The 25274-nt window shown below is 73.4% G+C and carries 25 protein-coding genes and 3 pseudogenes; 21 read left to right on the forward strand and 7 right to left on the reverse strand.

The genetic code is table 11. The features are described from left to right. The first annotated feature begins 19 nt into the window (after nt 1–19). From ACZ3KP_RS02180 to ACZ3KP_RS02205, 6 genes are all read left to right on the forward strand, one after another. On the forward strand, nt 20–1291 hold the full coding sequence (locus ACZ3KP_RS02180) for a cytochrome P450 (RefSeq protein ID WP_467495660.1): 1272 nt from the start codon (nt 20–22) through the stop codon (nt 1289–1291). 79 nt (nt 1292–1370) lie between these two features. After that, nucleotides 1371–1532 carry a hypothetical protein gene (locus ACZ3KP_RS02185; protein WP_467495662.1) on the forward strand — a complete coding sequence of 54 codons (162 nt, stop codon included), beginning with the start codon at nt 1371–1373 and terminating at the stop codon, nt 1530–1532. A 61-nt stretch (nt 1533–1593) separates the two neighbouring features. Further along, nucleotides 1594–2214 (forward strand): SGNH/GDSL hydrolase family protein, encoded by a 621-nt coding sequence (locus ACZ3KP_RS02190; protein ID WP_467496754.1) that lies wholly within the window; start codon nt 1594–1596, stop codon nt 2212–2214. 135 nt (nt 2215–2349) lie between these two features. After that, complete coding sequence (locus tag ACZ3KP_RS02195) at nt 2350–2718, forward strand: hypothetical protein (protein ID WP_467495664.1); 369 nt, start codon at nt 2350–2352, stop codon at nt 2716–2718. Between the two features lie 258 nt (nt 2719–2976). Next, the gene (locus tag ACZ3KP_RS02200) at nt 2977–3381 is read left to right on the forward strand and encodes a nuclear transport factor 2 family protein (RefSeq protein WP_467495666.1); all 405 of its coding nucleotides are present in this window, start codon (nt 2977–2979) and stop codon (nt 3379–3381) included. Between the two features lie 100 nt (nt 3382–3481). Then, nucleotides 3482–3604, forward strand: coding sequence for a hypothetical protein (locus ACZ3KP_RS02205; RefSeq protein ID WP_467495668.1), 123 nt, complete (start codon nt 3482–3484; stop codon nt 3602–3604). 278 nt (nt 3605–3882) lie between these two features. Here ACZ3KP_RS02205 and ACZ3KP_RS02210 read toward each other — a convergent pair. From ACZ3KP_RS02210 to ACZ3KP_RS02220, 3 genes and pseudogenes are all read right to left on the reverse strand, one after another. Beyond that, nucleotides 3883–5148: pseudogene (locus ACZ3KP_RS02210) on the reverse strand (IS30 family transposase); the annotation flags it as partial. Further along, nucleotides 5052–5459 (reverse strand): annotated as a pseudogene (locus tag ACZ3KP_RS02215) (transposase); the annotation flags it as partial. The pseudogenes ACZ3KP_RS02210 and ACZ3KP_RS02215, both read right to left, overlap by 97 nt. Further along, entirely contained in the window at nt 5453–5653 is a 201-nt protein-coding gene (locus tag ACZ3KP_RS02220; RefSeq protein WP_467495670.1) for a hypothetical protein, read from the reverse strand. The gene ACZ3KP_RS02220 and the pseudogene ACZ3KP_RS02215, both read right to left, overlap by 7 nt. A gap of 283 nt (nt 5654–5936) precedes the next feature. Between ACZ3KP_RS02220 and ACZ3KP_RS02225 the strand changes: the two genes are divergently transcribed. The 3 genes from ACZ3KP_RS02225 to ACZ3KP_RS02235 all read left to right on the forward strand — a co-directional run bounded on the left by ACZ3KP_RS02225 (nt 5937) and on the right by ACZ3KP_RS02235 (nt 9968). Further along, nucleotides 5937–8267, forward strand: coding sequence for a heavy metal translocating P-type ATPase (locus tag ACZ3KP_RS02225; protein WP_467495672.1), 2331 nt, complete (start codon nt 5937–5939; stop codon nt 8265–8267). Nucleotides 8268–8595: 328 nt separating this feature from the next. Next, nucleotides 8596–9762, forward strand: a complete 1167-nt coding sequence (locus ACZ3KP_RS02230; RefSeq protein ID WP_467495674.1) for a site-2 protease family protein — start codon at nt 8596–8598, stop codon at nt 9760–9762. 65 nt (nt 9763–9827) lie between these two features. Next, a complete protein-coding gene (locus ACZ3KP_RS02235; protein WP_467495676.1) occupies nt 9828–9968 on the forward strand; it encodes a hypothetical protein in 141 nt (46 codons plus the stop codon). A 41-nt stretch (nt 9969–10009) separates the two neighbouring features. On the opposite strand, the pseudogene ACZ3KP_RS02240 reads toward ACZ3KP_RS02235, so the two are convergent. Together ACZ3KP_RS02240 and ACZ3KP_RS02245 are read right to left on the reverse strand one after the other, a co-directional pair. Further along, nucleotides 10010–10908, reverse strand: a pseudogene (locus ACZ3KP_RS02240) (universal stress protein). A gap of 21 nt (nt 10909–10929) precedes the next feature. Next, complete coding sequence (locus ACZ3KP_RS02245; protein ID WP_467495678.1) at nt 10930–11769, reverse strand: CBS domain-containing protein; 840 nt, start codon at nt 11767–11769, stop codon at nt 10930–10932. Nucleotides 11770–11942: 173 nt separating this feature from the next. Between ACZ3KP_RS02245 and ACZ3KP_RS02250 the strand changes: the two genes are divergently transcribed. From ACZ3KP_RS02250 to ACZ3KP_RS02290, 9 genes are read left to right on the forward strand one after another with little or no spacing between them, the layout of a single operon-like run. Continuing rightward, a complete protein-coding gene (locus ACZ3KP_RS02250) occupies nt 11943–12380 on the forward strand; it encodes a hypothetical protein (protein ID WP_467495680.1) in 438 nt (145 codons plus the stop codon). Then, nucleotides 12377–13315, forward strand: coding sequence for a hypothetical protein (locus tag ACZ3KP_RS02255; protein WP_467495681.1), 939 nt, complete (start codon nt 12377–12379; stop codon nt 13313–13315). The genes ACZ3KP_RS02250 and ACZ3KP_RS02255 overlap by 4 nt, the downstream gene beginning before the upstream one ends. Next, nucleotides 13302–14720 carry a V-type ATPase 116kDa subunit family protein gene (locus ACZ3KP_RS02260; protein ID WP_467495683.1) on the forward strand — a complete coding sequence of 473 codons (1419 nt, stop codon included), beginning with the start codon at nt 13302–13304 and terminating at the stop codon, nt 14718–14720. Before ACZ3KP_RS02255 ends, ACZ3KP_RS02260 begins: the two co-directional genes overlap by 14 nt. Before the next feature lie 4 nt (nt 14721–14724). Next, nucleotides 14725–15141: an ATP synthase subunit C gene (locus ACZ3KP_RS02265; protein ID WP_467495685.1), complete on the forward strand. Its 417-nt coding sequence runs from the start codon at nt 14725–14727 to the stop codon at nt 15139–15141. Beyond that, nucleotides 15138–15377 (forward strand): V-type ATP synthase subunit F, encoded by a 240-nt coding sequence (locus ACZ3KP_RS02270; protein ID WP_467495687.1) that lies wholly within the window; start codon nt 15138–15140, stop codon nt 15375–15377. Before ACZ3KP_RS02265 ends, ACZ3KP_RS02270 begins: the two co-directional genes overlap by 4 nt. Continuing rightward, a complete protein-coding gene (locus ACZ3KP_RS02275; protein ID WP_467495689.1) occupies nt 15374–16009 on the forward strand; it encodes a hypothetical protein in 636 nt (211 codons plus the stop codon). Before ACZ3KP_RS02270 ends, ACZ3KP_RS02275 begins: the two co-directional genes overlap by 4 nt. Beyond that, nucleotides 16006–17727 (forward strand): V-type ATP synthase subunit A, encoded by a 1722-nt coding sequence (locus tag ACZ3KP_RS02280; protein ID WP_467495691.1) that lies wholly within the window; start codon nt 16006–16008, stop codon nt 17725–17727. Before ACZ3KP_RS02275 ends, ACZ3KP_RS02280 begins: the two co-directional genes overlap by 4 nt. Then, nucleotides 17724–19169, forward strand: coding sequence for a V-type ATP synthase subunit B (locus ACZ3KP_RS02285; protein WP_467495693.1), 1446 nt, complete (start codon nt 17724–17726; stop codon nt 19167–19169). The genes ACZ3KP_RS02280 and ACZ3KP_RS02285 overlap by 4 nt, the downstream gene beginning before the upstream one ends. After that, nucleotides 19166–19786 (forward strand): V-type ATP synthase subunit D, encoded by a 621-nt coding sequence (locus ACZ3KP_RS02290; RefSeq protein ID WP_467495695.1) that lies wholly within the window; start codon nt 19166–19168, stop codon nt 19784–19786. Before ACZ3KP_RS02285 ends, ACZ3KP_RS02290 begins: the two co-directional genes overlap by 4 nt. 95 nt (nt 19787–19881) lie before the next feature. On the opposite strand, the gene ACZ3KP_RS02295 is transcribed toward ACZ3KP_RS02290, so the two are convergent. Then, nucleotides 19882–20286 (reverse strand): Hsp20/alpha crystallin family protein, encoded by a 405-nt coding sequence (locus ACZ3KP_RS02295; protein ID WP_467495696.1) that lies wholly within the window; start codon nt 20284–20286, stop codon nt 19882–19884. A gap of 172 nt (nt 20287–20458) precedes the next feature. On the opposite strand from ACZ3KP_RS02295, the gene ACZ3KP_RS02300 reads away from it, so the two are divergent. Next, nucleotides 20459–21805 (forward strand): nicotinate phosphoribosyltransferase, encoded by a 1347-nt coding sequence (locus tag ACZ3KP_RS02300; protein WP_467495698.1) that lies wholly within the window; start codon nt 20459–20461, stop codon nt 21803–21805. A 127-nt stretch (nt 21806–21932) separates the two neighbouring features. Then, complete coding sequence (locus tag ACZ3KP_RS02305; protein ID WP_467495700.1) at nt 21933–22817, forward strand: universal stress protein; 885 nt, start codon at nt 21933–21935, stop codon at nt 22815–22817. Nucleotides 22818–23098: 281 nt separating this feature from the next. Here the strand turns inward: ACZ3KP_RS02305 and ACZ3KP_RS02310 are convergent, their stop codons facing one another. Next, nucleotides 23099–23623 carry an Rv1733c family protein gene (locus ACZ3KP_RS02310; RefSeq protein ID WP_467495701.1) on the reverse strand — a complete coding sequence of 175 codons (525 nt, stop codon included), beginning with the start codon at nt 23621–23623 and terminating at the stop codon, nt 23099–23101. 461 nt (nt 23624–24084) lie between these two features. Here ACZ3KP_RS02310 and ACZ3KP_RS02315 point away from each other — a divergent pair, with 461 nt between their 5' ends. Continuing rightward, a complete protein-coding gene (locus tag ACZ3KP_RS02315) occupies nt 24085–24993 on the forward strand; it encodes a pyridoxamine 5'-phosphate oxidase family protein (protein ID WP_467495703.1) in 909 nt (302 codons plus the stop codon). The last annotated feature ends 281 nt before the right edge of the window (nt 24994–25274 follow it).

Genomic DNA, 25274 nt, shown 5'->3' on the forward strand with positions numbered 1-25274 from the left:
CCCACCCCAGGAGAAGGACATGACCACCTCGCTCGAGACCGGACCGGCGCCGTCCGGTGTGCCCGACTTCCCCGCACCGCGGTCGGGCGCCTGCCCGTTCGACCCCTCGCCCCGGATGCGCGGGCTGGCCGCGTTCGGCCCGGTGTTCCGGGCCCGGACCTGGGACGGCAAGACCCCGTGGGTGGTGACCGGCCACGCCGAGCAGAAGGCGCTGCTGGCCGACAACCGGCTGAGCGTGAGCTTCGCCGCGCCCAACTTCCCCAGCCCGGTCCCCCGTCACGGCGGTGACGGTCACGCCGACCGAGACGGCGACGAGGGGGACAGCCACGGCGCCTTCGACCTGAGCTTCGTCGGGATGGACGATCCCGAGCACGCCCGACTGCGCCGCATGGTCAGCGGGGCGTTCACCATCAAGCGGGTCGAGGCCATGCGCACGGCCGTGCAGAAGATGGTGGACGACTTCATCGACCGCCTGCTGGAGGGCCCCAAGCCGGTCGACCTCGTGCAGGCGTTCTCCCTGCCGATCCCGTCGCTGGTGATCTCCGAACTGCTCGGAGTGCCCTACCAGGACCACGAGTTCTTCCAGAACAACAGCAAAGTCCTGGTCTCCCTCACCGCAACCCCCGCCGAGCGGAGCGCCGCGCACACCGCGCTCGCCACTTACCTGGACAGGCTGGTCGGCGAGAAGCTGGACAACCCCGCCGAGGACCTGCTCTCCCGGCTCGCCGACCAGATCAAGGCCGGAGGGCTGACCCGCCGCGAAGCCGCCAACATGGGCGTCCTGCTGCTCCTCGGCGGACACGAGACCACCGCCAACATGATCACCCTGGGCACCCTGCTGCTGCTCCGGCATCCGGAACAGGCCGCCCTGGTCCGCGAAGCCGAAGACCCCAAGGTCGCTGTCGACGCGGTCGAGGAGATGCTGCGCTTCCTCACCATCGCCCACCTCGGGCGCCGCCGCACAGCCCTGGAGGACATCGAGATCGCCGGGCACACCATCCGCAAGGGCGAAGGCGTGATCATGCTCGGCGAACTCGCCAACCGGGATCCCGCCGTCTTCCCCGACCCCGACCGGCTCGACATCACCCGCGACGCCCGTCGGCACCAGGCATTCGGCGCGGGCACCCACCACTGCATCGGCCAGCCCCTGGCCCGCATGGAACTCCAGGTCATCTATCCCACCCTGCTGCGCCGCATCCCGACCCTGCGCCCGGCGACCGGGCTGGACGAGATCCCGTTCAAATACGACGCCGTGATCTACGGCGCCCACGAACTGCTCGTCACGTGGTGACCGGGGCGGTCGAGATCCTCGGGCGGTGAAGGCCGAAGCGCCCGGCCGGCCCGGCCCGGCGGCCAAAGGGAGGTAGCACATGCCCACCGCAAGACCCGCCGCTGCCCGTCCGGGCGCGGTCCTCGACACGCTGGCCACGGCCGGCATCGTCGTCTCGCTCATGCAGACCTTGGCGGGGCCGTCATCGCCGCCGGACACGCCTCGTTCCTCGCCCTCTCCGGCCCGACCGGTGGCCTGCTGATCGTCACCGTCGTCATCAACAGCGGCGTCGCACCGGCATACGGTGCCATGCCGGCCCGAAGATCCCCGACCAGACGGGGCACCCGGCCGGCTGCGCCCGCTCGGACCGCAACTACCCGGCCCTGGTGGCACGGAATGTGGGGCTCAAGGGACCGGACTTCCGCGACGTCAGCTGCACCGGCGCCACCCTCGCCGACCTCACCACCGGGCAGTCCACCCACGACGGGACCAACCCGCCCCAGCTCACGGCGCTGCACGCCGGCACCAGGCTGGTCACCATCGGCATCGGCGGCAACGACATCGGCTTCGGTCCGATGATCGAACGGTGCGTCGGCGCGGGGCGCATCGAGCAGGCGGGTGAACGCCTCTCCCGCACGCTGACCGAGAGCAGACGCCGCGCCCCCGAGGCCCGGGTGTACCGCGTCGGATACCCGGCGATCCTGAAGCCGAAGATCAAGGCGTTCCTGTCGACGCGGCCGGTGATGTGGTTCCTGTTCCTGTTCAACGGCGGCGTGGCCGTGTTCGCCCACCTCACCGTGGACGGCGCGAAGGGCATCGGGACTCGCTGGGAGCGGCCGGCGGCCTCGTGTCCAGCCGTCGGAAGTCCACCGCCAGGACGGGACGGCACGAGGTCGCCGCCCCCTCGACTGCCGCGGCCGACCCCCTCGACCACTGGCTGGTAGAAATCGGGCCCGGGGGCCGGGAAACGCGGTCCCTGCCCCGTTCCGGCCGTCGCCCCTCCGGGGCCGTGTGCCTCGAACGCTCCCTCGACGAACCTACATCGCACGCTCGGCCGGACTTCGGCTCACACGGACCCGATGCGTACCGGCGCCCGCGGGTTCGACGACTCGCTCGGCTGCCTCTCCGGCGCCGACACGATCGCCCACGGCGTCACGGCCGTCCACCAGGCCGGCGCAGACGCGATCGAGGACCCCACACGCACCGAGGACTCCATCGACACCATCGAGAAGAACCTCGACAAAATCAACGACAAGACGGACGACAGCATGGTCGACAAGGCCGTCGACGACCTCACCAAGGCGATCGAGGGCTACAACGAGGCCATCCTGAACGGCGACACCGACCCGGACCCCAGCAGGATCGACGCCGCGGCCGACGAACTGAAGAGCGCGTGCACGCCGTCCTCGTCTCCGGCCTGCGCGGTTTGTGCCAGGACCGCTTGGTGACCCATGACGTCGCCCGGACCGACGCGGCCGGCCGCCGCCTCATCAGGGACGCAGTCACGGCGGCCGACTGAGCTTGTGCCCCCGCCTGGCGGTACAGCCGACCAAGGCCAGGGCGTACGACCGGCAGATCGCCACCAGCCGTTGCGCAGGAGAAGCAGGGGGCCTTGACCCCAGTCGCCGTCACGACCTACGAGCGCCTGATCGCTCACCGTCCGACGACAGAGCCTAGGCTGAGACTGCGACGGAGGGAGCGGCGCCATGGATGCCGAGCGCCAGATCAGGGCCGCGATCGAGGAGCATTGGCTGGCTTCGGAACGCGGAGACTTCGAGGCGGAACATGCGATCTACGCTGCGGACGCGATGCTGGACTATCCGCAGTCGGGCGAACGTTTCCGGGGCAGGGAGACGATCGCTGCACAACGCGGCGCGCATCCGGCCGACCGGCACTTCACCATCCTGCGCATCACCGGCCACGCGAATGTATGGGTAAGCGAGTGCGTCATCACCTACGACGGTGCGCCTTCGTACTCGGTGAGCGTCATGGAATTCGCCGACCAGCAGGTCGTGCACGAGACGCAGTACTTCGCCGGTCCGTTCGGCACGCCCGCGTGGAGGGCCGCGCTCGCAGAGCCGATGCCGGGGCGGACTGTCGAGGAGGTCTGATCGGCATCTTTCGGCGATACCCGCGCCCACTCCGCCGAAAGCCCATCCAGGCAGGTGAGCGGGCTGCTCATGCAGACGGCCGTGGAGGGAACCGACGGCGATGACCAAGATCAGGGCGCTGGCCATGGCGGTCAGCGCGATCAGGCCGGCGCGCAGCAGCATGGGGGAGCGCACCGGCGCGGGCGCGAGGATGCCCGCGAGCGCGCCGATGCGGCCGAGGTGATTCGCGGTGGTCACGTCGGCGCGCGCCCGCGGACAGTCCGGCCTCGTCGTGCGTCAGGGGAAGGATTGGGGTGCAGACGAACCGGCGGACTCCCATGCCCGCTGCGAGAGCCGCGGTGGCCTGGGCATCGTGCCTCCCAGGAGAGCGGAACGGGGCGCTCTCAGCGGTCGAGAAGACGCGCTGCGGTCGTTCGCTCACGTCGACCTTGCGGTCGGGTTACGCGTCGGCCCGGCCGGGATCGTTGGGATGGGACTGCAGCGGGGTGACGGTGAGGGTCATCCAAGAGCGCAGCGGCAGTGTGCCGAGCACCTTTTCGTGCAGCTCCTTCTCGTCCTCGGCCCGCCAGACGCCGATGCTGCGCAGCTCGCCCACCGGGCGCCACAACCGGGCCAGGTTGCCGGCGGCGGCCAGCTCCTTCGCGCGTACCGCCTCGGCGGCCCGCCGCCGCTCGACCTCGTCCTGGCTGGTGCCTTCGGGGACGGTGGTGGTGATCTCGACGAGGAACTCTCGCATGGTCCTGCTCCGCTCTGTGGGGCCTCCGGGCCGCCCCGCCACTCCACCCACTCTGCTCGGCTGCTGCGCTCGACGAGCGTGCCGATCGCGGACCGGCCCGTCCCGATGATCAGATCGCCGTCCCAGTGCCCCGGGACCGCGCGGTCTGCGGCCTCGGCAGGACGTTCGCTGAGGACGACATCCGCGGTGACATGCCCTTGCGGACTGTTACGTGACCTCGACCGAGGCTCTCGAAGCGCCCGCCCGGTGCGCAGGCAGGCGACCAGCTCACGCTTGAGTGCACCACGGCCCTCGATGAACAGCGACTGATAGATCGCCTCGTGGCTGATGCGCATGGGCTCATCCTCGGGGAAGTCGGCTTTCAATCGGTGCGAGATCTGTTCCGGGCTCCATGCTGTCGCCCGCCGCCTGTCCTGCCGGTGCGGCTTGTTCAGCCCCTTCCACGCAGGCGTCTGCGGTCCTGCGGCGACCGTCCCGTCAGACCGGTGAATGTTCCCCGACAACCTCTCCTGAACGTACTGGCGCAACCGGTCGTTGCCCAGGAGCTTCGCGCTCTTCGGGCGCTTGGCCGCCTGCTGAGCCTTCCACTGGGCGACCGTCGCGCGGTACTCCTGCTTGCCGCTGCGCGTGGCGGCGTTGCGGCGCAGTTCGCGCGAGATCGTCCCGGGGTCACGCCCCAGGGCGCGGGCGATCTCGCGCACACCCTTGCTCATCGCCCTGAGGATCGCGATCTCCTCGCGCTCCTCGAACGTGAGGTACCGGCCCGAGGGCTCGGCCAACGAGATCGGAGGCATGCCGCCAGCGTGACGAAACCACCTCGCACCCACCGGCCACGACACGCCGACCGCCAGCGACGCCTCGGCCGTCGTGACCCCCGGCTTCGACTCACTGTCGCCGACCTCCCCCATTCTCGGCTCCGCTCGAGCGGGGGACCCCCACGCCCGAGGATCTCGCGGTGCCCGGTGGCGGAGATCCCGGTGGCGATGACCACGGCCTGGGAGACGATCCGGTGGTTGGCCCGAGCCTTGCAGTAGGTGGCGTCCAGGAAGACGTAGGGGAAGACGGTGTGCTCCAGCGGCCGCTCCTTGAACGCGGTCAGTTCTTCGTCCGGCTCACCGCAGATGCGGGAGACCTCGGACTTGGAGATCCCGCTGTCCGCACCGAGTGCTTTGACCAGGTCGTCGACCGAGCGGGTCGAGACACCGTGCACGTATGCCTCCATCACCACGGCGAACAGGGCCCGGTCGATCCGCCGCCGGCGCTCCAGCAACGACGGGAAGAACGACCCGCTGCGCACCGTCGGGATCTTCAGGTCCAGGTCGCCGGCCTGCGTGGTCAGCACCCTGTCCCGGTGTCCATTGCGCCAGGTCGTGCGCGTTCGGAGTGCTCGCGCGGCGCGGCACCGATCACATCGGTGGCCTCGGCTTCGATCAGCTCCTGCAGGATGCGCTCGCACACCACCCTGATTGCTTCAACTCCATCGGCCCGACGTAGTGACTCCAGCAGCCGCATCAGCTCAGACTGGGACAAGGCCATCGCGTGCTCCTCCGGTCGAACTGCCCGTTCACCAGAGAGACTTGCGCGATGGCCTGCCCTTGTTCAGGGAGCATGCACCGCCAGCGGATGCACGCCCCGGGCAGACACCCGCGCGTTCCGGGACCCTGCCCGGCTACACCACTTCACGGGACGCCATCAGCGGGCGCCGTCCGCATGGCCCTCATTCAGGGCCGGACGTCCCCTGCTGTGGACACCCGGCGGCGCGTTGTGATGGAGAAGAACCGGTTTCACGATCGCCGCGTCGGACGGACCGAGGCACGCCATGACCCACCGCACGTTCACAGCGCAGCTGCGCCGCCTGGCCTCGGCAATCGGGTCGCCACGGCTCGAACCCGTCCTCCTGACCGTCACCGCGGTGGCGCTGACAGCCGGCGGCATCGCCTGGCTCACGGGGGCCGGCGACCTCGCCGACCTCTTCTGGGCGCTGGGCACCCTCTCCGCCGTCATCCCCTCGGTGGCATGGGTGCTCGCCGCCCTGCGGCACGGACACGCGGGCGTGGACCTCATCGCCGTCCTCGCGCTCGGCGGCACCCTGGCCGTCCACGAATACCTCGCCGGTGCGCTGATCGCGCTGATGCTGGCCACCGGCCGCACCCTGGAGGCCGCCGCTCAGCGGCGCGCCTCCCACGACCTGCGGGCCCTGCTGGAGCACGCACCGCGCTCCGCGCGCCGCCGCACCGACGGCGGTGTGGCCTCGGTGCCGCTGGCCGAGGTCGCCGTCGGTGACCTGCTCGTCGTCGGTCCCGGCGAGGTCGTACCCGTCGACGGCCGCGTGGAGAGCGACGCCGCCGTCCTCGACGAGTCGGTCCTCACCGGTGAGGCCCTCCAGCTCGAGCGGGCCCGCGACGAGACGGTGCGCAGCGGCGTGGTCAATGCCGGCGGCGCTTTCGAGCTGCGTGCCACCGCCACCGAGCAAGACAGCACCTATGCCGGGATCGTACGACTGGCCCGGCAGGCGGGCGCCGAGTCCGCGCCCGTCGTACGGCTGGCCGACCGGTACGCGGCCTGGTTCCTGCCCCTGTCGCTCGCGGTGGCGGCCCTGGCCTGGCTGATCAGCGGGTCCGCGGTACGGGCGGTCGCCGTCCTGGTGGTCGCCACCCCCTGCCCTCTGCTGCTGGCCGCCCCGGTCGCCATCGTCTCGGGCCTCTCGCGCGCCTCCCGGCTCGGCGTCGTCATCCGGGACGGCGGCGCACTGGAGAACCTCGGCCGAGCCCGCACCCTCCTGCTGGACAAGACCGGCACCCTCACCCGCGGCCGCCCCCGCGTCCTCGACGTGATCGCCGCGCCCGACGTCAAAGCCGCAGAAGTGCTGCGCCTCGCCGCCTCCCTCGACCAGTACTCGCCGCACGTCCTCGCCCAGGCCATCGTCGGCACCGCCCGCGAACGCGGACTGGCGCTCTCGGTCCCGACGGACGTCACCGAGGAACCCGGCCGGGGCGCCGCCGGAAGCGTGGAGGGACACCAGGTCTCCGTGGGCCGAACGGGCGCGGCGCCCGCCCGGCCGGACTGGGCGAAGGCGGTGGACAACCGTGCGCTCCTCGACGGCGCGGCTGTCGCCTGGCTCACCGTCGACGGAGAGCCGGCCGGCGCCGTCCTGCTGCGCGATCCCCTCCGCCACGACGCGCCCCGCACCCTGCGTCACCTGCGAGCGGCGGGCATCGAACGGCTGCTGATGCTGACCGGCGACCGTGCCGCACCCGCCCATGAGGTGGCCGCCGTCCTCGGCCTGGACGACGTGCGCGCCGAACTCGGTCCGGCCGACAAGGTCGCCGCCGTACGTGCCGAACGCGAACGTGCGGTCACCGTCATGGTCGGCGACGGCGTCAACGACGCTCCCGCCCTCGCCGCCGCCGACATAGGCGTCGCCATGGGCGCACGTGGGTCCACCGCCTCCTCCGAAGCCGCCGACATCGTCCTGACCACCGACCGCGTGGACCGCCTCGCCGACGCCGTCACCATCGCCCAGCGTGCCCGCCACATCGCCGTACAGAGCGCCCTCGGCGGCATGCTGATGTCCCTGGCGGCCATGGCCGCAGCCGCGGCGGGCCTCCTTCCGCCGGCCGCCGGCGCCCTGCTCCAAGAGGGCATCGATGCCGCCGTCATCCTCAACGCCCTGCGCGCGCTGCGCGGCGGCGACGCCGCGCACCCGGCCCTCACCCCCGCTGCCGAAGCCCTCATCCACCGCTTCGCCGCCGAACACGACGACCTCCAGGACGTCCTGGAATCCGTACGCGACGCGGCCGACCGCCTGTCCGACAGCTCCGGCCCAACGGCCCTGGCCGCGGTGGAGGAGACCCACCGTCTGCTCACCGAACGGCTGCTGCCGCACGAGTACGCGGAGGAGCACGAGCTCTACCCCGCCCTCGCCCCCACCCTGGGCGGCCCCGAGGCCACCGCCACCATGAGCCGCGCCCATACCGAGATCGAACGCCTCTCCCGCCGCATCGCCACCCACCTGCAACTGGCCCACGCAGACGGGGGCCTCTCCGCCGAGCAACTCGACGACCTCCGCTCCTGCCTCTACGGCCTCAACACGGTCCTGCGTCTGCACTTCACCCAGGAGGAGGAGAACTACTTCTCCCTCGCTCCGTGAACGACGGCCAGATGCGGGTGGAGAGATTCCTGGCGTTGACGGCGTGTCTCCGCCAGGGGAGGGCACCAAAGTCTCACTTGCCTGGCTCCGGGACCACTCGAGCCGCATGTACCACCACAGGTCGTCGGCCTGGGTTTGTTCATGGTCCGACCCATGGTGGGGGCGGCGTGCCCCTATGAAACGAGCCTCTCCCGGGTGGCCGTGATCGGGGCCGAGCGTCCCCGTCGAGAGCCGGTCGGCCCCCTCCGGAGCAAGCGGCCGTCGCCGCACGCTGTAGGTGCTGCTGTGTACCGCCCCCTGCGGAAGGCCGGAAAGCGAGGCGAGATTCATGGACGAGACGCTGTCCCTCGGCCGGATCGCCGGTGTCCGGGTCGGCTTGCACTGGAGCGTCCTGGTCATCGTCGCCCTGATCACCGGGGCGCTGGCGCGCGGCCGGTTCCCGGCCGCGCACCCCGGTCACTCCCCGGTCGCGTACTGGGGTCTCGCCGTCCTGACCGCCGTCGTGTTCCTCGGCTCGCTGCTCGCGCACGAACTGGCGCACGCCGTGGTCGCCCGGCGCAACGGAGTCGAGGTGGAGGGCATCACGCTGTGGATGCTGGGCGGCGCGGCGCGGCTGCGCGGCGAGGCGCCGTCGCCGGCCGCCGAACTGCGGATCGCCGGTGTGGGCCCGCTCACCAGTCTGCTGGCCGGCGGTGTGCTCGCCGGAGCCGCCGTGGGACTGGACGCGCTGCACACGTCCGGGCTGGTGGTCGAGGCGGTCACCTGGCTCGCCGCGATCAACATCCTGCTCGCCGTCTTCAACGCGCTGCCTGCTGCCCCGCTGGACGGTGGCCGGCTGCTGCGGGCGTACCTGTGGCACCGCACCGGGGACCGGTTGCGCGCCACCCGGGGTGCCTCGGCGGCGGGCCGGGCGCTGGGCTGGTTCCTGGTACTGACCGGGTTCGCGGACGTGCTGTTCGCGGGCAGCCTGTCCGGCCTGTGGGCCGCGCTGATCGGCTGGTTCCTCATCGCCGCCGCCACGGCGGAGTCACGGCAGGCTCAGATTCGGGGCGTCCTGGAGGGCGTTCCCGTCTCTCGCGTCATGACACCGGCCCCGGTCACCGTGCGCGCACCGACGAGCATTCGCGACTTCCTGGCCGAGGGCCCCTTCGGCCCTTACCGCCATGCGGCCTTCCCGGTGCTGGCGCCGGACGGTTCGACCATCGGTCTGCTCACCATGCGCCGGGTGCAGGACGTGCCGTCGCAGGATCGTGATCACACGACGGTCCACGAGGTGATGCGCCCTCTCAGTGAAGTCGTGACAGCGTCGCCGGGCGAGCCGGTTCTCGACCTGTTGCCCCGGCTGCAGACCAGCCCCGCGCGCCGCGCGCTCGTCCTCGACCAGGGCCGTCTCGTCGGCATCCTCACCGTCGCCGACGTCAGCCGTGCCCTGGGGTGGCCGACCGTCACACAAGGCCCTCAGCATCAACACTCGGAACTGTCGAAGGAACAGTGACGGCCAGTACGGTCCGTCCTCCGGTCCCCCCCCCGTCCCGCTGCCGCTGGGGCGTATGTGCCCGCGTGGCCTCGGTACTGCTGCGTGTCGCGCTGCCGCCCGGACTCGGTGAGGCGGGGCTCGCCGCGCTGGGCGCCGTGGTCGACCACTGCACGATCGACAACACGCTGCGGCAATCGCCGGCCGCCGCCTGGGAGCTCGCCTGAGCAGGCATTCCGCCGTCCACCGTGCGGCAGCACTGATGACCTCAGCCGTCGTGCGCCACCACGGCGACGGGCGCGACCACATGGTGCAGAACGGCGTGGGCGGCATGACCGATGTGGGTACCGACGGGGCTGGTGCGGATCCGACGGCCCACAACGGTCAGCGAGGCGTCGCGGGAGGCGGTGACGAGGACCTGGGCCGCACTGCCGCACCGACTTGCCTCGATCACGTCGACACTCGGGAACTTCCGCCGCCAGGGGCGCAGCGCGCCCGTCAGAGCGGTGGCCTGCTGTCGCGCGAGCGCGGCATGGAACTCCACGCCGTGGAAGGGGCGGAAGTCGCCGGGCGGCTCGGTCCAGGCGTGCACGACCCTCAGGGCCGCGCCGCGGCGGGCGGCGGCGGCGAAGGCGAACTCCAGGAGCGTTGCGTCCGCGTCGCCGGTGTCCAGGCCGACGACGACGGGCCTGGAGGGCGCCGTGGTGGACGGGCCCCCGCCGGGAGCCGTCAAGTGGTCCCCGGCGGCTTGCCCTTCCGCCCTGACCAGCACCACTGGGCGGGCGGCGTGGGCGACGACGTACAGGCTGACCGAACCGACGAGGAACCCGCCGATCCCGCCGAGGCCCTGTGAGCCCAGCGCCAGCAGCTCCGCCGCGTCTGCCGCCTCGGCGAGAGCGGTGGCCGGGTCGCCGGTGACCCGATCGGTGCACACCTCCACGTCGGGGTGGCGCGTACGGAGTTCCGCCGCGGCTTCGGCGCGATCCCCTTCGTACAGTCGCGCTCGCTCTCCACGCCGGCCAGCGGTGATCGGTTCCTCGGCACCGGCCTGCACACATGGAGGACCTTCAGCGGCAGGGCGCGCAGCCTCGCCTCGTGGACCGCCCAGTCGGCGGCGGCGCGGCTCTCGGGCGAGCCGTCGACACCCACGGTGATGTTTCCGGTCACGGTGGTCGCCTTCCGGCGGAGTCAGGCGGCGGTGAGGAGGTTCTTCACCTCGACCACGCCGGCCATCGCCTCGGTCTCGGCCACCAGCCGGTCTCCGGTCGCCGCCGGGACCTGTCCGGACAGTTCCACGATGCCGTCGTGGACGGTCACCGCGACGGTCGTGCGGTCGCCCGGAGCGCAGACGGTGCGGATCCGGTCCTCGACCTCGGCCTGTATCCCGGCGTCGTCCCTGATCAGGGTCTGCAGGAGCGCGTCGCGGCCGACGACGCCGACCAGCCGGCCCTCGTGGTCTGCGACCGGGATCCGCTTCAGCCGGGACAGCGCGGCCAGCCACGCGGCCTCCGCGACGGTGGCCCCTGGCAGCACGGTGATCGCGGGACTGGTCATCAGGTCGGCGGCCGTCTCGCCCTGGGCCTTGTCGAGCAGCCGTCGTCTCCGCAGTCTGCCGACCGGCCCTGGCCGGCGGTCGTATGCCTCGACGGCCACCTTGGCCAGCAGGTCCGACTCGGAGACGACGCCGACCACGCGGTCCTCCGCGTCCACGACCGGCAGCGCGCCGACGTGCGCACATGCGAGCAGCCGGGCGATCTCCCGGTACGGCAGGTCGTCACGCAGCAAGGCGGTGGGCACTTCCATCACGTCCCGCACCAGCGGCGTCCCGGGGCCGGGTTCGCGGGGCGCGTGCACCGGGGGAGGCGGCGGCACTTCCTCCGGCCTGGTGTGTTCGGCCGCCGCGGTGGCCACGGCGCCCAGGTAGCGCACGAGCACGTCCTGGCGGCTGCCTTCGCTGGGGCGCCAGGGCCGGGAGGGCAGGGAACGCCGTGCCTCGGTCCCCGTGGAGAAGTTCTCGTGCTCGTTCACGGTCGCCTCCGGAGTCCGTCGGGTTGCCTACCGTTCCGTTCCAGTCTTCCGTCCCGCCGTCGGTCGTCCAGTGCCGAACGGCCCTGATGGAACGACGTGACGGCCCTATCCGGTGCGGGTGCGGGCGCGGGCGGTGACACTGAAGGAGGAGCCGACCGGCAGGAGGCTGGGACATGGGCCTGCGGGATTTCCTGGAGCGGTTCCGTCCGACCGGGACACCGGGGGCGGCCGTAACGGGTGTGCCCCCCGACCGGGCGGCGGAGCGCGCCGCGGAACTGGCACCCGTCCTGGCCCGGCTGACGGCCATTCAGCAGGAAGCCGCCCGGATCCGGGCGGCCGGTGAGGAGGCGGCGGAGACGATCCGGCGGGATGCCGGGCACATGGCGGCGGACATCGTGGCGGCCGCCAGGGAGCAGGCTCCCGAGGTACGGCGTCAGGCCGCCGAACCCGTCGTGAAGGACGCGGTACGGGAGGCGGCAGCCGTGCGCGCCGCCGGTGACCGGGCTGCCGACGCGGTGCGCGAGCGCGGTCGGGCGAGGCTGCCCGCATTGGTGGACGAAGCGGTGGCGCAGGCAGTGCGGCCGACGGCCGGGACGGGCACGGCGTCATGAGTGCGGCCTGGGTGGCCGGAGCGGTGCGGGCCCGGGCCCTGACCGTCCGGTGTCCGGGTGCCGGCGGAGCGCGGGAGATCGCGGCGTGCTCTTCGCTGGACGAGGCCCTGCGGCGGCTCGGCGGGACGCCGTACGGCAGGTACACGCGGGAGGCGGCCGGGCTCCCCGAGGCGCAACGAGCGGTGTCCGCGACGCTGTTGTGGCATCTGAGGGTGCTGGCGGGCTGGCTTCCGCGAGTCGGGGCCCGGCTGCTCGTTCCGCTCGTCTCCGGGTTCGAGATCGCCAACGTCGTCGCCCGGCTGTCCCCCGAACACCCCGAACACCCCGAACAGCAGGGCCGCGTCCCGCCGTACCGGCTCGGAGCGCTGGAGACGGCCTGGCGGCGCCTTGACGAGGCAGTGACCCCGGCGGAACTGCGTGCCGCGCTCGCCGCCTCCCCGTGGGGTGATCCGGGCGGCGACACGCCGTGGGCGGTGGTCACGGGCATGCGGATGGCCGCCGCGCGGCGCACCGCCCAGGCCGTGCCGCAGGCGCGGGGCTGGGCCGTCGCCCGCGCGGCCCTGCTGACGGCGCGTGAAGTGTTCGTGCACGGCCGCTCCCTGCCGGAGCCGGTGCGGCGGGACGCGGCCCGGCTGCTCGGGGGACGGGCGCCGACCGCCGCCTCGTACCAGGAGTTTCGCGACGGTCTTCCGGTGCCGGCCCGGCGCCTCCTGACCGGCGTCGAGGATCCGGCGGGGCTGTGGCGGGCGGAGGCCGGGTGGTGGCGCACGCTACGGGACGACGGGGCGGCTCTGCTGCGCGACGGCAGGCCCGGGCCCGGCGTGGTCGTCGGTGCGGTCGCGTTGCTCTCCGTCGACGCCTGGCGGGTGAGGGCCGCCCTGGAGTCGGCGGCGCGGGGCGGGCGGCTCGGGGAGGCGTTCGATGCCCTTGCCTGAGGGGATGACACCGGTCCGGATGTGCCGCGTGGCGGTGCTCGTGCCGCGCGCGGCGCTGCGCGAGGCGCTGGTGCGGATCGCCGAAGCGGGCTGTGTGGAGCTGGACCGCGTCGAGGAGTCGGTTCCGGGGCCCGCGGCGCTGCGGCTGCGGCGGCTGGTGGGCCGCGGCGGCCCGCGGAACGTGGGCGAGGCCGCCGCCCTGGCCGTCGCCGCGCCCGACCTCGACCGGCTCGAAGGCCGTCGGGAGACGAGCCTGCTGGCCGGGGAGGCCGAACTGGAGGAGCGTGCGGAGGGCGCTGTGCGGCAGGGCGAGGTGTCGGCGCTCGCCGGATGGTGCCCGGCGGCCGAGGTGCCCCGGGTCGCCGAGCGGCTCGCGGCGGCGGGCGGCGCACTGCTGCCGCTGCCGGCTCCGCGCGGCACCGATCCGCCGACGCTGCTGCGCACCGCCGGGGACGTCTCCTTCACCCCGCTGGTGACGACGTACGGCACGCCGTCGTACGCGGACCTCGATCCGTCGTGGCCGGCGGGCCTCGCGTACATCGCGATGTTCGGGATCATGTTCGGCGACGTCGGGCACGGGGCCCTCCTGTTCCTGGGCGCGCTGGCCCTGCGCCTCGGGCGGCCCCGGCGGCTCGCCCCGCTGCACCGTCTGTGGCCGTTCCTCGCCGGCGCCGGGCTGGCCGCGATGCTCGCGGGCGCCGCCTACGGGGAGTTCTTCGGGCCGACGGGCTTGCTGCCGGTGCTGTGGCTGGCGCCGCTTCAGAGCCCCGCCCGACTGCTGGCGGCGGCGGTGGTGTTCGGGGCCGCGCTGCTCTCCCTCGCGCATGCGGCGGGCGCGGTGAACCGGGTGCGGGAGAGCGGCTGGGCGTCGGCGCTGTACGTGGCGTCCGGTGTGGCCGGGCTGCTGTTCTACCTGGGGCTCGCGACGGCGGCGGCAGGGCTGGTCCTGCACGTGCCGCCGGCCGCCGTGACCGGAGCCGCAGTCGCGTTCGCCGGGCTGGCGATGGTCGCGCTGGGGCTGTTCCGGGCCACGGCGGGCGGCGGCGCGGGGCTTGCGGAGAGCGGGGTACGGCTCTTCGACGTCGTCGTGCGCACCGGCACCAACACCCTGTCCTTCGCCCGGCTCGCGGCCTTCGGCCTCACCCATGCCGCGCTCGCCGACCTGGTGTGGCGCGGCACCACGAATCTGGCGGCACGCGGTCCGGCCTGGTGGGCGGGTGCCGTCCTGCTGTTCGCCGTCGGGACAGCCCTGTCCTTCGGCCTGGAGGCCCTGGTGGCCGGGGTGCAGGCCCTGCGGCTGGAGTTCTACGAGATCTTCTCCCGGCTCTTCGAGACGGAGGGCCGTCCGTTCCGTCCCTGGCACGTTCCTCCGGCGGAACCCGCCGACGTGCTCCTGCGAAGGTGATCACATGCTCGCCTGGCTGATCGTGCTTCCGGTCCTGGTGGCGGTCCTCGGTGCCGTACGGCTGCTGCGGCGGCGCCGGGCCAGACACGCGTTCCGCTGGCTCCTGGCGACCGACCTGGCTCTGCTGGCGGGCGCGTGCGCCGTCCTGGCCACGGCGCTCTCGGGTCCGGCACAAGCCTCGGCGCAGGGTGCGGCCGGAGGCGCTGGGGTCAACGGCTCCGCCCTGATCGGGGCGGCTGTCGCGGTGGCCGGAGCCTCGATCGGCGCCGCCATCGCGGTCGCCTACACGGGGGCCGCCGCACTCGCCGCGCTGAGCGAGCGCCCGGAGATGTTCGGCCGGGCCATGGTGATCGTGGGGCTCGCGGAGGGCATCGCGGTGTACGGGCTGGTGGTCGCGATCCTGCTGATCGGAAAGGCATGACCATGGGGACGGTGGCCGCCATCGGGGCCCGGACGAGTGTGGGCGGGCTGGCCCTGGCCGGGGCCGAGGTACTGGTCGCGGAGAACCCGGACGCCGTCCGTCGCGCCTGGCGAGAACTCCCCACCGCCGTCTCGCTGGTGATCCTGACCGCGTCGGCCGCCGAGGCGCTCGGCACCGAGGCCACGGAGCCCGAGCCGGACCAGGCGAGGCCGCTGATGGTGGTGATGCCCCGATGACGGCACCCGCCGACGAACTGGCCCCGGTCCGTGCCGAACTCCTGCGGGCCGCCCGCGCGGAGGCCGAGGCCGTGGTGGAGCGGGCGCGCGCGGACGCGACGGAGACCCTGCGGGCCGCACGCGCCGAGGCCGAGCGGGTTCTCGCGCAGGCGCGTGAGCGGGGGGCCGGGGACGGGCGCACGGAGGCCACCCGGGAGCGGGTGCGCGCCGCCGAGGATGCCTGGAGCCGGGAACTCGCGGCCCGCGCCGGGGTCTATGCGGACCTTCGGGCCGCGGTCCGTTCCGGCGTACGGCGGACGCTGGCCGAGGGTGCCGCATCGCCCGGTGGACGCGCGGAGACGGACCGGCCGGGGTGGGAGCCGGCGGCCGGCGCCGGGGCCGCCGCGGACCGCGGGGCCGCGGCCTGTTCCGGCACCCGACGGGTGTCGGCCGACGTCCCGGTCGCGGACGACCGTCTCGCCCGGGCCGCCAGGGCGCTGCTCGGCGAAGACGCGCGGATCACGGTGGCAGCGGGCGGCGGAGTCACCGCCGACGTGCCCGGACGCCACCTCGACCTCTCCGCGGACACCCTCGCGGACCGCGCTGTGGAACGCCTGGGCGCCCGGATCGAGAGCCTCTGGGGCGAGCCATGACCGTCACGTCCTCGCGGATCCTGCGGGTCGCAGGACCTCTGGTGGAGATGGCGTGCCCGGCCTCCGTGGCCATGCACGACCTGGTGCTGTTGGGAACCGCCAGGCTGCCGGGCGAGGTGGTCGCGGTCCGGGGGGACACGGCGACTGTCGAGGCGTACGAGTACACGGGCGGCCTGGCGCCGGGGCACCCCGCCGAACCGCAGGGCCGCCCGCTGTCGGTACGACTGGGCCCCGGGCTGCTCGGGGGCGTCTTCGACGGCCTGCTGCGGCCGCTGTCCGGGGCCGGTGACCTGTTGCCGGCCGGCGGACCGGAGGCGGTCGCGGACCGGCGCACCTGGCCGTACACCCCGAAGGTCGCCGAGGGAACGCGCGTCGCCGGCGGCGCAACCCTCGGCGAGATCACCGCCGCCGTGCCGCTGCGGCTGCTCGTGCCGCCCGGTCTTTCGGGCGCGGTGCGCGCCGTCGCGGCGACGGGCGAGTACCCCGCCGACGCCGTGCTCGCCGCGGTGGACGGGCACGAGGTGCGCATGGCACAGACCTGGCCGGTGCGCAAGCCACGCCCGGTGGCGGAGCGGCTGCCCGCCGAGCTGCCGCTGCACACCGGGCAGCGCGCCGTCGACCTGCTCTTCCCCGTGGCCCGGGGCAGCACCGTCGCCGTTCCCGGCGGATTCGGCACCGGCAAGACCATGCTGCTCCAGCAGATCGCCAAGTGGTGCGACGCCGACGTCATCGTCTACGTCGGCTGCGGAGAGCGCGGCAACGAGATGGCCGACGTCATCGAGGAGCTGGCGGAGCTGTCCGACCCGCGCACCGGGGGCCGGCTGTCGGAGCGCACGGTGACGATCGCGAACACCTCCAACATGCCGATGATGGCCCGGGAGGCGAGCGTGCACACGGGGGCCACGGTCGCCGAGTACTTCCGCGACATGGGCCTCGACGTCGTCGTCATCGCCGACTCGACGTCCCGCTGGGCCGAGGCGCTGCGGGAGTTCGCCTCGCGGATGGGCGAACTCCCCGCCGAGGAGGGCTATCCGGCCGGGCTCGCCTCACAACTGGCGGCGTTCTACGAACGGGCCGCCGCCGTGCACACGCTCGGCGGTGCCACCGGGTCGGTCACGGTGCTCGGTGCCGTCTCCCCGCCCGGCGGCGACCGCACCGAGCCCGTCACCGCCCACACCGAACGGTTCGTGCGGTGCCTGTGGAGCCTGGACCGCGACCTCGCCTACGCCCGCCACTACCCGGCCGTCTCCTGGACGGACTCCTTCTCCCGGGACGCCGCCGCCCTGGCCACCGCCCACGTACGGGCCGGGGACCCGGACTGGGCGGGCCGCCGGGCCCGGGTGGCGCGGCTGCTCGCCGAGGCGGACCGGCTCGCCGACCTGGTCGAACTCGTCGGCATCACGGCCCTGCCCCCGCGCGAGCGGATCAGCGTGCTCGCCGGGCGGCTGCTGCGCGAGGCCGTGATCCAGCAGAGCGCGCTGTCCCCGACCGACGCCTACAGCGCGCCCGAGAAGACGGCTGCCCTGGTCGCGGGCACACTGGCGGTGGTCGACCGCTGCCTGGAACTCGTGGACTCCGGGACCACCGCGGACGCCGTGGAGGCGGTTGACTTCACCCCGTTGCTGCGTGCCCGCGAGGACGCCGGACCGGCAGAGACCGTGCCGGTGGCGGCCGCCCGCGACACGGTGCTGGCCAGGCTGGCGGAGGCAGCGGCATGAGCGGGCCTGCGGACCGGGTGGGCTCCGAGGCCCCCGTGGATTCCGCCGTCCTCGTAAGCCCCGTGGACATCGAGTACACCGGTGTGCGGGAGCTGCGCGGCCCGCTGGTGGTCCTGGAGGGGGTGCGCGGGGTCGGCTGGGACGAGTCCGCCACCATCACCCTCGACTCTGGTGAACGACGGCACGGTCTGGTGCTGGAGGCGGACCGGGACCTCGCCGTGGTCCAGGTCCTGGAGGACACCGCCGGAATGGACCGAGGCGGCACCCGCGTCGCCTTCTCCGGCTCTCCCCTGCACATCCCTGTCGGCCCCGGGTGGCTGGGCCGGGTGTGCAACGGGCGGGGCGAACCGGCCGACGGCGGGCCGCCGGTGCTCGGCGCGACCCGGGCGGCGGTGGGCGGCGCACCGATCAACCCGGTGCGCCGGGAGCCGCCGAACGAGCCGGTGCTGACCGGCGTGAGTGCCGTGGACGTCCTCACCACCCTGGTACGCGGCCAGAAGCTCCCGGTGTTCTCCGCGGCCGGACTGCCGCACCTGGAACTCGCGGTGCAGATCGCGGCCCAGGCGACCTGCGGGGGCGAGGCGTTCGCCGTGGTCTTCGCCGGCATGGGTCTCACTCACGCCGACGCCGCGTTCGTCCGCGCCGGACTGGCGGAACGCTCGGCCGCCCGGGAACTCGTCCTGCTCCTCAACACCGCCGACGATCCGGTCATCGAGCGGCTGCTGACCCCGCGGCTCGCCCTGACGGTCGCCGAGTCCCTGGCGTTCACCGCGGGCCGGCACGTCCTGGCGGTGATGACGGACATGACGGCCTACGCCGAGGCGCTGCGCGAGGTGTCGGCCGCGCGGGGCGAGATCCCGGCCCGCCGGGCCTACCCCGGCTACCTCTACAGCGACCTCGCCTCCCTCTACGAGCGCTGCGGCCGGATCAGGGGCCGCCCCGGATCGGTGACCGTCCTGCCGGTGCTCACCATGCCGGCGGGCGACATCACCCACCCCGTCCCCGACCTGACCGGCTACATCACCGAGGGCCAGATCGTGCTCTCCGCCGAGGTGCACGCCGCCGGTGTGTACCCGCCCGTCGACCCGCTGGCCTCGCTGTCCAGGCTGATGCGCCACGGCGCCGGAAAGGGACGGACCCGGGCCGACCACCCGGACGTGGCGGCGCAGCTGCTTGCCGCGCTGGCCCGGTCCCGGCAGGTGCGGGAGCTCGCCGATCTGATCGGCCGGCCCGCGCTCAGCGCGGTCGACCTGCGCCACCTGGACCTGGAGGACGCCTTCAGGCAGCGGTTCCTCGCCCAGACCACGGACGAGAACCGGACGCTGGACGACTCCCTGGACCGGGCCTGGGACGTCCTGCTGACGCTGCCGCGCAGCCAGCTCGGCATGATCCCGGCGGAACTGCTCGACGCCCATCGCGCCCCGCAGGAGGAGCCGCCGTGAGCGGGCACGCCAGCCGGGTTCCAGCGGGTCGGGCCGGCCGGCTGCGGCTGCGGCACAGCCTCGCCACCGCACTGCGCGGAGCGGACCTGCTCGAACGCAAGCTCCGGCTGCTGCTCGACCGGGAGCAGGTGGCACGCCGTGCTGCTGAGCAGGCCGGTGAGGTGTGGCGGCAGCGGCTGGCCGAGGCGGAAACCTGGCTGGTCCGGGGGATGCTGCTCGGCGGCGAGGCCGCGCTGGCCGAGGCGGTACCGGCGGACCACGCCCGGGTAGACGTCGGATGGGCCGCGCTCATGGGCGTACGGCACCCCGCCACCGTCTCCTGGACGGATCCCGTGCGCTCACCCGAGGAGCCGACCCCGCCCAACACCGCGCTCGCGCATGCCGAGACGGCGTACCGTGCGGCGGTCCGGGCAGCCGCGGAGCACGCCGCCCGCCAGGCCGCCGCCGGCCTGCTCGCCGCCGAGGCGGTACGCACCCGGCAGCGGGTCCGTGCCCTGCGCCGGCACTGGATCCCCCGGCTGCGAGACGAACTCGCGGCGGTGGAACTGGCCCTGGAAGAAGGCGAGCACGAGGAGGCGGTACGGCGCCGCTGGGCCGCCGCGCGTGGCACACGGTGACCGGGACCGGGCACGTGCATGACGACGCCAGGACGCCCGGGCTCGCGTACCACGGCGGGCCCGCTCGGGGCCCGCCGGAAAGGGAACGCGTCAGGTCAGCCGCCGTGCTGGATCTGTACGTGCCTGGCCTCCGCCTTCTCGCGGCCCAGACCGACGCTGATGGTCAGCATGCCGTCGGTGTAGTCGGCCTTCACGTCGTCCTCGTCGGCGCCGGACGGCAGAGTCACGCTACGGCTCATCGCGCCGTACCGGATCTCGCTGTGGCTCTTGTCGACTTCCCGTTCGGCGCGTTCGGCCTCGACCGTCAGCACCCCGTCGCCGATGACGACGTCGATGTCGTCGGGGGACATACCTGGCAGTTCGGCGCGCATGACATAGCGGCCGCCCTCCGTGTAGTCCTCGATCCGGACCGCGGGCATCGTCAACCTGCTGGGAAAGGTCTCGAACCATTCCGGGATCTCGGGGAACGGGAACCTCTGCCTGTGTGCCAGTGTGGCCATCGCCGTACCTCCTTGGCGGTCGTCATGTCTGCCGACACCTCCAGTCCAACTCGCCCGGCGCGCCTCGGCTGGGGCCGAACAGCCCAGATCCAGGTCCCCGAAGTCCCTACTGCACGGGCGGCTCCCGGCCAGACTGGAGAGCGGGGCACCAACACACCCGACGGTGATCACCATGTCCGACGTCACCACCACCGACCTCTACGAAGTGACCATGGCCCTGTCCTACCTCCGGGAGGACATGCGGGCGCCCGCCACCTTCGGCCTCTTCGTCCGCGACCTTCCGCCCGGCCGGGGCTTCCTGGTCTCCGCCGGGCTGGAGCCCGCCCTGGACTTCCTGGCCCGGTTCCGCGTGGAACGTGCGGACGTCGAGGACTTCGCGGCCGTCCTCAAGCGACCGGCAGCGGACCTGCGGCCGCTGCTCGGGATGTCTTTCGAGGGCGAGGTGCGGGCCGTGCCCGAGGGACGTGTGGTGTTCGCGGGCGAGCCGCTGCTGGAGGTGACCGCGCCGCTGCCCCAGGCACAGCTCGTCGAGACGTACCTCCTGAACCAGGTCTGCCACCAGACGGTGGTGGCGTCCAAGGCGGCCCGTTGTGTGCTGGCCGCAGCCGGGCATCCGGTGGTGGACTTCTCGCTGCGCCGCACGCACGGCCGTGACGCCGGGTTCCAGGCGGCCCGCCTGGGAGCCGTCGCCGGCTTCGCGGGCACCAGCAACGTCGCCGCGGCGACCGCCCTCGGCTTCCCGGCCTCCGGAACCATGGCGCACTCCTACATCGAGGCGTTCCCCGGCGAGGAGGAGGCATTCCGCGCCTTCGCGCGCTGCCACCCCGGCCCGGTCACCTTCCTCGTGGACACCTACGACACCGAGGCGGGTGTGCGGATCGCGGCACGGGTCCTGAAGGAGCTACGGCGCGGCCCCGGCTGCGCGATCCGCCTGGACAGCGGTGACCTCGGCGCCCTCGCCGGCAGGGCGCGCGCGGTCCTCGACGCCGCTGGGCTGCCCGAGGTACGGATCGTGGCCAGCGGCGGTCTCGACGAGTACGGCGTGGCCCGCCTGGTACGCGCCGGAGCCCCGATCGACGTGTACGCCGTGGGCACCCGCATCGGGGTGGCCGCGGACGCCCCCTGCCTGGACTGTGCGTACAAGCTCGTCGAGTACGACGGCCGCCCTGTGATGAAGCTGTCCTCGGCGAAGGTCACCGCCCCTGGCCGCAAGCAGGTCCACCGGCGCGCCGGGCACCCCGACCTCGTCGCCCTCGCGGTCGAAGAGCCCCCGGACTCGGCACGGCCGCTCCTGGACACGGTGATGCGCGGCGGGCGCCGAACCGGGCCGCCGGACCGCTGGCAGAACGCCCGCGAGCGCCTCCGCGCGGACCTCGCGGAGCTGCCGTCCTCCGCACTCAGGATCGATGCCCCCGAACCGGTCCAGCCCGTCCGCTCCCGGGCATTGGACGAGCTCACCGCACGGGTGCGTGCACAGATCGAGGACCGGCTCTCCGCAGGGGCCGTCCCTTCCGGCTGATCCCGGCCACTCCGGGCCGACCGGTTGCGGCCCGGGACCTAGGGCCCCTGGCAGCTCTTGCGAGCCGGGGATTGCATGAGATCGCGGGGCACTCTCCACGCCCTGCCGCAGCGAGGAGGCGAGCCTCATGAACACCCCCGCACCGAGCGACCGTCGGCCTGTCGTGGTCGGTGTCGACGCCGACCCGGCCCACCGGATGGCGCTGGTCTGGGCGTCCGACGAGGCGGTCCGGCGGCGTGTTCCGCTGCGCGCGGTCCACGCCGAGGGCGTGCCGGCCCGGGGCCACCGGGGAGAGAGGGTCCCGCCGCCCTGGGAGGAGCGGAACGAGGAACCGCACCACAGGGGGAAGCAGTTGCTCACGGAGGCGGTGGACTTCGTCGCGGCCAGGCATCCCGGCATCGAGGCGGACGCCGTGCTCGCGGAGGGGGAGCCCGGGCGGGTGCTGGGGGAGCAGAGCCACGACGCCACGGCCGTCGTGCTGGGCTCTCGCCACCTGGGCCGGGCTCGCGAAGTGTTCGGTTCCACCTCGGTCGTCCTGCCCGTCATGGCTCACGCCCGCTGTCCCGTGGTTGTCATACCGGAACCGGAGCACGTGACGCAGGACCCGGCATACTACGTGGTCGGCGTCGACGGCAGCGAGCACTCCGGCGCGGCGGTCGACCTGGCCTTCCAGGAGGCCGCGCTGCGCGGTGCCCAGGTGCGGGCGCTGTACGTGTGGCACCCCGGCCACCTGCGGATCTTCGACGAGTACGAATCCCAGCAGGAGTGCCGCCGGCTGCTCTCCGAGACGGTGGCCGGCCGCCGGGCCCGCTACCCGGAGGTGGAGCTGCGGCACGAGCTGGTCGTCGGCCATCCGGTGCAGGCGCTCGCCGACGCCTCGGCGCACGCGCTGGGTCTGGTGGTGGGAACCCGGGGGCGTGGTGGCTTCGCCGGCATGCTGCTGGGCTCGGTCAGCCAGGGCGTCCTGCACCACGCTCGCTGCCCGGTCTTCGTCGTTCCCACGCAGGAGTGACACGGCGGCCGACCTGCTCGATGGCGTCTGACATCGACGTGAGGAGGAGCCGCATGAAGGTCTCCGAAGCAACGACCGTCCCGAGCCTCCTATGAGCCCCGGACCGGTGCACCCGGGAACGTCCGTGCTGCAGGGCGGCGGCGGATACGGCCTCGGCTGGCGGCGCCCTTCGCGGACCTCTTCGCGGTGATGCTGCCCGTCGCCTCGACCAGGACCGTGCGGGACGCGCCGTCGCGCCGCCGGAGCAGTGAAGTCCGCCGCCGCGACGTACCAGACCGGTGTCAGCGGGTGTAGCGCGTCACCCAGCCGGGCTCCACGTGCTCCCATTCGCGGGCCCACCGCGCGAGACGGCGCTGTTCGATGCTCTTACCGAGGGCCCACCGCAGGCCGCACGCCGTGACCACACCACCGCACGCGGTCGCGCATCCCATCGCCACACCGGCGGTCGCCGCGAAGTCCCGGGCCCGGGGTGGCGTGGCGATGTCACCGCGCGCGTCCAGCCACACGGTCGCCGTGGCTCCGCGATGGAGCCAGGCCCGTACCGGTGCGACGCCCGTGTGGGCCCCGTTCCGGTCACTCCATTGCACGAGCGCGTGAAAACCGGACTGCGCGCCGGCGCGGTCGTCACCCGACCGCGCTTGCGTCAGCAGGCTTGCCGTCACCGGATGCAATTGCGCGAGCCGAGTCTGCCGAGCCAGCGTGAAGTGGCTGTACACCGCATGCCCGACGCACCACGCCCCGAGCGGCACCGCCACCAGTGCGACGATCGTCAGGAAGGCCCGGAGCCCGCGTTCCAGCCGGTCCATCGGCCGTTCCAGTGAGCCCGGCTCGCCGTCGGCCGCGTGCCGGGCCCCCTTGCCGGGCCGGGCCGACGTGGACCGGCGGCCGGGGAGACGCGGTGTCCGCATGGCACGGCCCTCCGCTTCGAAAACGTCGTACGTCTCACCGTCCTCGGCCGCTGATGCGTCCCGGTAGGGCCGCGCGGTCCTCCACGGCGTGCCGTTCGGCCCCACCCGGCACCGCGAACATCGCCGACCGAGACATCCGGGGCATCACCGAAACCCGGCCGGACGTGCGTCAGACCGCCCGTCGGCCGATCCCCCAGCGGAGGCGGGGCAGCGAAGGCGGTCGGGCGTGGGCTCCTCGGCCAGACCGTGGCGCCCCGGTACGTTCGCCGGGCCGCCGGCGCCCGGGATCGGCCCCGTGCGGAGGCAGGCCCCGCGTGGCACGTTGGATGGAGCATCATTTCTCCGGAGAGGGGCCGATCATGCGAGCTCGCCTCGGCGACCAGCTCGTCATCGAGAGCCCGGCGACCGGCACGGCCAGGCGCGACGGCGAGATCGTAGGACTGCACCACGAGGACGGCACACCCCCCTACGACGTGCGCTGGTCGGACACGGACGAGGTGACGCTCGTGTTCCCGGGGCCCGACGCCCACATCCACCATCTTGAGCACGGACAACTCCTCACCGAGGGCGAGGTACAGGCGGACGCGGGAGCGGCCCGACCCGTACCCCCGGCCGGGGCGGCCAATCCCGGCGATGTCGGTCGACGTGTGGCCGTGGAACGCCGCAGGCAGGGACTGAGCCGTGCGGAAACCGCCCGCCGAGCCCGGATGGCCCCCGACTACCTGTCCTACCTCGAGGAACAGCCTGCCGATCCCTCCGCAGCGGCTCTGATCAAGTTGGCTGCCGTGCTGGGCACGTCGGTCACGGCCCTGCGCGGCGGCGGCATGGACCTTCCGCCCGGCCAGGGCCGTGCCCTGCTCCACCCGCAGCTGCGGGACCTGGGCCCGGAAGAGTGCCGCACCCTGCTGTCCACGCACGGGGTGGGGCGCATCGCGGTGTCGTCGCCCGACGGTCGCCCGGCGGTCGTGCCTGTCAACTACGACGTGGTCGACGACGCCATCGTCCTTCGTACGGCCCCCGACTCGGTGGCTGCGGCAGCCGTTGGCACGGAGGTCGCCTTCGAGGTGGACCACGTGGACGAGGCGCTGAGCCAGGGCTGGAGCGTGCTCGCCGTCGGCCCCGCGCGTGTCGTGACGGATCCGGAGGCCGTGCGCGGGCTCGCCCGGCGTGCGCACAGCACGCCCTGGGCCGGCGGGGCGCGGGAGACGTGGGTCTCGATCAGGCCCACGAGCCTGACGGGCCGTCGGATCACTGCGGCCGACCGATGAGCGGTGCCACCTGACGGTCGGGGGCAGTCGGCGTCGGGGACGGGGCGTACCCGGCCGCCGAGACGCTCGGGGAGGCTGCGGCGACGACGTCGGGCCAACTGCGCGCGAGACAGGCCGACTCCCGGATCCGGCGAAGAGAGCCGTGGTGTCGAGGCCAGGCGCGGATCGCAACCGCCACGCCCCGAAGCCCCTCCTCCGCGTGCGGCGGAAAGGAGATCGGGGGGATCCTCGAATGGAGAACCGTGCTCGGTATGCGCGCGGCACCCGCACCATCCGTTCGA

The organism is Streptomyces sp. NPDC020958 (assembly GCF_055562175.1).